Origin of the sequence: Holdemanella sp. MSK.7.32, assembly GCF_024460475.1 — a bacterium.
Classification (GTDB): Bacteria; Bacillota_I; Bacilli_A; order Erysipelotrichales; family Erysipelotrichaceae; genus Holdemanella.
The window spans coordinates 1-6956 of the sequence record NZ_JANFYN010000071.1 but is presented as its reverse complement, the minus strand read 5'-3'; the positions used below and the strand labels follow the sequence as shown (position 1 = coordinate 6956).

General features: G+C 35.6%; 6 protein-coding genes. 2 read left to right on the top strand and 4 right to left on the bottom strand.

What is annotated here, in order from left to right:
* Positions 1 to 156 precede the first annotated feature (156 nt).
* Genes bilR through NE544_RS11350 form a run of 3 tightly spaced genes read right to left on the bottom strand, consistent with a single transcriptional unit; the run spans position 157 to position 4251 of the window.
* On the bottom strand, positions 157 to 2082 hold the full coding sequence (gene bilR, locus NE544_RS11360) for a bilirubin reductase, long form (RefSeq protein ID WP_256269416.1): 1926 nt from the start codon (positions 2080 to 2082) through the stop codon (positions 157 to 159).
* Between the two features lie 21 nt (positions 2083 to 2103).
* The gene (locus NE544_RS11355; protein ID WP_256269415.1) at positions 2104 to 2859 is read right to left on the bottom strand and encodes a S9 family peptidase; all 756 of its coding nucleotides are present in this window, start codon (positions 2857 to 2859) and stop codon (positions 2104 to 2106) included.
* Between the two features lie 3 nt (positions 2860 to 2862).
* The gene (locus NE544_RS11350) at positions 2863 to 4251 is read right to left on the bottom strand and encodes an MFS transporter (protein WP_256269414.1); all 1389 of its coding nucleotides are present in this window, start codon (positions 4249 to 4251) and stop codon (positions 2863 to 2865) included.
* 71 nt (positions 4252 to 4322) lie between these two features.
* Here NE544_RS11350 and NE544_RS11345 point away from each other — a divergent pair, with 71 nt between their 5' ends.
* Together NE544_RS11345 and NE544_RS11340 are read left to right on the top strand one after the other, a co-directional pair.
* Entirely contained in the window at positions 4323 to 5243 is a 921-nt protein-coding gene (locus tag NE544_RS11345; protein WP_370866131.1) for a helix-turn-helix domain-containing protein, read from the top strand.
* A gap of 1 nt (position 5244) precedes the next feature.
* Positions 5245 to 5361 carry an AraC family transcriptional regulator gene (locus NE544_RS11340; RefSeq protein WP_256269412.1) on the top strand — a complete coding sequence of 39 codons (117 nt, stop codon included), beginning with the start codon at positions 5245 to 5247 and terminating at the stop codon, positions 5359 to 5361.
* Positions 5362 to 5410: 49 nt separating this feature from the next.
* Here the strand turns inward: NE544_RS11340 and uxaC are convergent, their stop codons facing one another.
* Complete coding sequence (gene uxaC, locus NE544_RS11335) at positions 5411 to 6814, bottom strand: glucuronate isomerase (RefSeq protein WP_256269411.1); 1404 nt, start codon at positions 6812 to 6814, stop codon at positions 5411 to 5413.
* Positions 6815 to 6956: the final 142 nt, after the last annotated feature.

Below are 6956 nucleotides of genomic sequence, written 5' to 3'. Positions count from 1 at the left end.
GACCATACCTAATACTAATAAAAGAAATACCATTTTCTCAATCCTTTCAAAGTCATTTTATTATATCATCCAAGAAAAAATGAGCATCACAAATTATGACACTCATTTAACAAGAAACATAAGATATTTGTCCTTGACTTTTAAACCAATTTACAATTATATCTTACAAGCTGTATCGTATCCCGTACGAATCGCATTTGAAATATCAGATGCTTTTTGTGCGGCATCCCCGACAGAATAAACTTCAATTCCTGCGTCTTCTAATGAAGAAATATCAAATTCATTTGAACGTGCTCCCATCGCAAGAACGATGTGGTCGCATAAAATCTTAACTTCTTCACCATCTTTATTTTCACAAATAACAGAATTCAATTTAAATTCCTTTACCTTGTGACTCGGATATTGTGCCACACCATATTTTTTGTAGTTTTCCATCAAAGTTGGAAGAATAGTGCTGCTTTCTTGTGCTGCAATTTTATCCATCATTTCAATCACAGAAACCTTGCATCCTCTAGACGCTAAATATTCAGCTGTTTCACAACCAACCATACCACCGCCAATCACGGCAACTGTACCATAAGCTTGTTGTTCACCCGCAAGAATTTTCCATGCATCTAATACATTCACGTTTTCAATGCCCGTAATTCTAGGTGCTGCACTGTGTGCACCAACCGCGTTGATTACTGTATCAAATTCTGCTTCTTTCAATTCTTTCACACTAGGTGCATGAGCCAGACATAAATGTACATTCGCATTTATTACGGCACGAACCAAGTCTTGAGTTGCACGTCGCATTTCTTCTTTACGTGGTGGAACACACGCAATATTTAATTGTCCACCTAATGTTGTTGTCTTCTCAAACAAAGTTACATCGTGTCCTCTTAAAGCTGCAACACGAGCTGCCTCTAAACCAGCAGGACCTCCACCAATCACAGCCACCTTTTTCTTCTTTTCACAAGGTGTGATTCGACGTGTATTTTCATAACCATTTTCTGCATTCAAGACACAAGATAAGAATTCACGGTTTTGAATTGCATCTGTACAACCTTTATTACAGCTAATGCAACGGCGAATATCACAAGCTTTTCCAGCCGCAATTTTTTCACCCCAGTCTGGATCAGTCAATAATGGACGTCCAAGCGCAACTATATCTGCCATACCACTTTCAATTACACGCTCTGCCATTTTGGCATCAATAATACGTCCAACTGCACTAACCGGTACATTTACAGCTTTTTTAATGTTTCCAGCAATATCTACAAAGAATCCGTATGGCTGTACACCCATTGGAGGAATTGTATCTGCCATATTCCCTGTATGGTTTGCCTGCGCAACATGGAACATATCCACGCCATCTTCTTCTAGCCATTTTGCGAATTCTACTGCATCTTCTTCATCAATACCACCTTTACCACGTTGTGGTGTCACAATTGAAAGCTTGTAATCAATAATCATATTTGGAACTGCTTTACGAATGGCACGAACAAGCATTCTGGCAAAACGTGCACGATTTTCTAGACTACCACCAAATTTATCTGTACGATGATTCATTTGTTTCGAACATAAACAACCTGTTAAACGATCTCCATGAATTTGAATAACATCTACACCTGCTTTTTGAGCACGAATCGCACAAGCACACATTTTATCAATGATTGAAAGAAGTGTTTCTTGACTAACTTCATCTGTAAAATACATCATATCGTGGTGCAGGCGTTTACGCATTTCATCAAATTTTTTCTGGTTAAACAAATCATTGATTACTTCTGCATCATATTCAGGATGAAAGATTTGAACCCCAAGTTTAGTTCCATACGCATGAACACTATCCGCAAGTTCTTTAAACGCAGGAATCAAATTATCATCATATAGTTTAGGAGTTGGTGAAAAACTATTAATAGGAGCTACATCCCCTAAAACGATATAGCCAACTCCACCTTTCGCAAGACGAGTATAAAATCCCAAATCTTGTTCACTGATCATTCCATGTTTTTCATAACCCGTTGTCAACGGTGGAAACATGATACGATTTTTAAATGTCTGTCCTTTAATTTCAATGGGCATTAAAATTTTATTTTCCATATAGAAAACCTCCTATTGTTTCTAAATATGCTTGTAGATAAAAGAAGCAACCACTTCTTCTACTTCTGCACGAGCTAGTAATGATGCAAAGTTATGTCCACCTTTTTCTAATGTATGACATTGCGCATTTTGATACACCTTTGCGTAACTCTTAAGCGTTTTATCATCGACCAATTTATCATCAGCAGCACGCACTAACAATACGGGACCATTAAATCCTGTCGCTTCTGTAAAAGGATCTGGATGTTTTGCCATTTCATAATTAAATGACATCTTGTAACATAGTCCTTCCACATCTGCATAATCTTTTCCTGTCTGCATAACGGCATCTGCGTTTTGAGCACAGCCAAACCACATACCCGCTCCTGGACATAATAGAATCAAACCATATGGCTGAATTTTAGGTCCACAAGAAGCGGCAATATATCCACCCATACTTTGTCCGGAAAGGAAAATCTTTTCTGCATCAACATAAGGCTGTTTAGCAGCCCACGCAAAGATATCTTCTGTGTCTTCATATAGACCGTCAAAACTCATATCTTCAAATTCGCCATCACTTTCGCCATTTCCATAAAAGCTAAATCGTACACTACCAATTCCTTGCTTTGCCAAAGCACGCGACATATGTGTATACATGGATTTATAACCACTGCAACTGCCACCAAAACCATGTAGATGGACCACAAATGGTACGGGTCCTTCTACATCTGGCAAAGTCACAACTCCACGCAGAGTATGACCCGAGCGATTTTTAAATTCAACTTGCAAAATATTCATAAATTATACATTCTCCTTTGAAGAACGACGAACTTTTAATTCTTCAAGCATTTCAGCTGTTTTCTTCTTTGTTAGTGGATATACGAAGTATAATACCGCAACAGCCAAGCCATATCCTACAAAGTAAATTCCTGTGTAGCTTTTCCAAATTGAATTTACAACTTGTGTTGTTTGAATTGCCCCTGCTGTTACATTATAGCCAATCGCACCTAGAACAAAACTTGATAAACTTCCAGAAATTGCACTTGCTAATTTACGGAAGAATGAATATGTAGAATACACAATACCTTCATTTCTTTCACCTGTCTTTAATTCGTGGTAATCGATTGAATCATTTACCATTGCCCAAACCAATACTTGCATACCTGATGCACCTAAGAAACAAATACCATTAATAACAATAAACATCACTGGATTGTGAAGTGGAATAAAGAACAATACGCCAAATACAACAGCGGCAAATCCAGCTCCCATACAGCACCATTCTTTTTTACCAAATTTATTAGCTAATGGTTGAGTAATCGCAAAGGCAATAACGGCATATAAAACACTTAACATACCTGAAATAGCTTGAATTTTAATATTTCCAAAATAATCTTTATAAAGATATGTATTTAATCCATTCACAACAGAAGCTCCGATCATCCCAATTAAACTAAAGAACATAACGCCTAATAGTGCTTTGTTGTGAGAGATTTCTTTTAATACATTTAAGTAATTCAATTTTTGTCCTTCGGGACGTTCAGGAACTTCGACACGTTCTTTACACCAAACACAAGTAATTTGAAGACAAAGTAAACCAAGTAAAGCACAAATGCAAGCCAACATTAAGAAGCGTCCTGCCACTGGTTTATTATCAATATATAAGAACAATGGGCCAACCATAACCATTACTGTCATAAAAATCGTTCCACCTAGACTACGGTAACGAGAAAGGGCTGTACGCTCATTTACATTGTCTGTCATAACACTTGATAATGTACCGAATGGAACGTTAACACAAGTATATAAAGCTTCATATAATACGTAAGTAATAAACATATAAGCTAAACGTAAACCGTAATTCAAATTGCTGACATTCACAAATCCTAATATGCAAAGTACAGCCATTGGAAATGAGAAGACACGAATCCAAGGAATAAATTTACCACCTTTTGATGCCTTACGTGAATCCACAATAGCTCCAATAATGGGGTCGTTAATGGCATCCCAGATTTTTGTGATCAACATCAAGATACCAACATGAAATGGATTTACCTGCAAAACCAAAGTGTAAAATACTGACAAATACATTGCACGATATTGCTCAGTAAAGCAACATCCAAGATCGCCTAATGTATAACCGATCTTATCCTTCATAGAGAAGGGACGAACATTATTTTTTTTGTTCATGTGTTTTTTCCTCCTATTATTCACCAACACAATTCATAAGGACTATTCATCCTTTTCTACGCATATTGTAATTGAAAGCGCTTTCGTTTCATATCGAAAAATTGATTGAAAACTATCATAAATTGATATATTATGTAATTAAGGGAGGTGTAATTTTGTTAAACTATGCCATAAAACACTATTTTTTTGATCATAACGCAACCCGAGATTTCTTTTCAGGCAAAAATTACAATTTATTTCTGATCATAAGCGGTTCAGGAAATTTCAAATGCGGTGATACTACACTTTCTATACAGCCACAAAATATGATTATTTTTAAGCCAAATGTAAGTGGAAGACTCGAATTTATTAATTCACATGTTCCTATGGATTTTTTATTGATTCAACTTTCTTCAGAATTACTACAAGAATTATCGGATGAAAACACAAACTTGGAATTCAGTTTCAACGTAGTTCCATTTCAACAAATTTCGGTTCGTCTTGATAATGAAATCTATATGCTTATGAAAAATCTTGCACGTAAAATCACTTCATTTGGTAATCAACCTCAACAATTTGCAGCTTCGATTTTTGAGCGTGGCATACTACAAATGTTCATTGTCCTTGCCTTACGTGCTTGCATCCATGCAGAATCTCATACTTCTAAGGGCAGTCGACATCATTTGATGCTTGATGATGTTTTTCTTTACATTCAATCTCACTTAACAGAAGACTTAAGTTTAGAACGTCTAGAAAATGAATTCTATGTTTCACACGAACACATTTCAAGAGAGTTTAAAAAACAAACAGGACAAACAATTCATCATTACATTGTCAAAGCTCGACTGGATTATTGTTGCAGATTAATTGAACAGGCAATTCCTTTGACAGAAGTATACAAAATGAGTGGCTTTGGAAGCTATAATCATTTCTTTCGTGCATTCAAAAAAGAATATGGAATGACACCTAGTGAATATTTCAAAACCATTAAAAATGAAGCTAGAAGTTCATAATATGCAGAATCAAAACATTGCCCAATATTGTGGTATACCCGATGTAAATTACTTTATCAAGATTTTTAAGAAAGTCATGAATAAAACACCAAGTGAATTCAAAGAAGAAATTCGATAAAAAAAACGTACTTCACACTACCAAGAAGTACGTTTTCTCTTACATATTTTTATTTTACGTCAAAGCCAAAATAACGGACTGCATTATTATATGAAATCCCCTTAACAATCTTTTCTAAAGCTTTATAATCGGCTGGATATTCACCATTTTCTACCCAATTACCTAATAATTCACAAAGAATACGGCGGAAATACTCATGACGTGTATACGACAAGAAACTACGTGAATCCGTTAACATACCGACAAAGTTTGATAATAAGCCAAGATTTGCCAAAGACGTCATCTGATCTGTCATACCTGTTTTGTGGTCATTAAACCACCATGCAGAGCCTTGTTGAATCTTTCCAATGTTGCTAGAATCTTGGAAGCAACCAATAATTGTGCCAATGGCCGCATTATCCATTGGATTTAAAGAATATAGAATTGTTTTAGGCAACTCATCCGTGATCGCAAGTGCATTTAGATAATCTGCCATTTCACTTGAAGGTGCAAAGTTATTGATACAATCAATACCTGCATCTGGACCTAACTTATTAAATACAGCCTTGTTGTTGTCACGCTTAACACCATAGTGTAGTTGCATCACCCAATTCTTCTTATTGTATTCTTTACCTAAAGTCACCATAAATGCAGTTTTAAACACTAACTCTTCCTCATGCGTAATAGACTCACCATTGAAACGCTTCGCAAAGATTTCCTCAACCGTTTCAAGCGATGCTGGTTTATACATTACATACTCTAATCCATGATCACTTACACAACATCCATTGGCTTCAAAGAAATCCATTCGATTCTTTAGAGCTTTAATCAATGTTTCAAAACTATGGATTTCAATTCCACTTACTGAACTTAAACGAGTTAAGTACTCCAAGTAGTCTGGCTTTTCTAAACTCATAGCTTTATCTGGACGCCATGCTGGAAGAACTTTAACATCAAAAGAATCATCTTCAACTATCTTTTTATGCCATTCTAAAGAGTCTGCCGGATCATCTGTAGTACATAATAATTTAACATTCGAGTTTTGAATTAAACTACGCGCACTCATACCCTTCAATTTTTCATTACATAAATTCCATACTTCTTCCGCTGTATCGCCATTTAAGTAACCTTCATAACCAAAATATTTTTTAAGCTCTAAATGAGACCAATGATATAAAGGGTTGCCAATCGCCATTTCCAATGTTTCGGCCCACTTTTGGAATTTTTCACGATCCGATGCATTTCCTGTAATATATTTTTCCTCTACACCATTCGAGCGCATTTGACGCCATTTATAGTGATCCCCACCAAGCCATACTTGTGTTATATTTTCAAACTGACGATCCTCATAAATTTCTTTTGGATCCAAGTGACAATGATAGTCAATAATTGACATATTTTCAGCGTATTCATGATACAACTTTTGTGCGATTGGCGTAGATAATAAGAAATCTTTATCCATAAATTGTTTCATATATATTCCTGCTTTCTAGTTGTTTTAAAGTAATATGGACCGATATTCATAGGAAAAATAGAATATCGATCCTTTTTTATATATAGTAACAGACGACTAAAAGTTAGACATTTTAATGTAAGTATATTGTTGTTGTAAATTA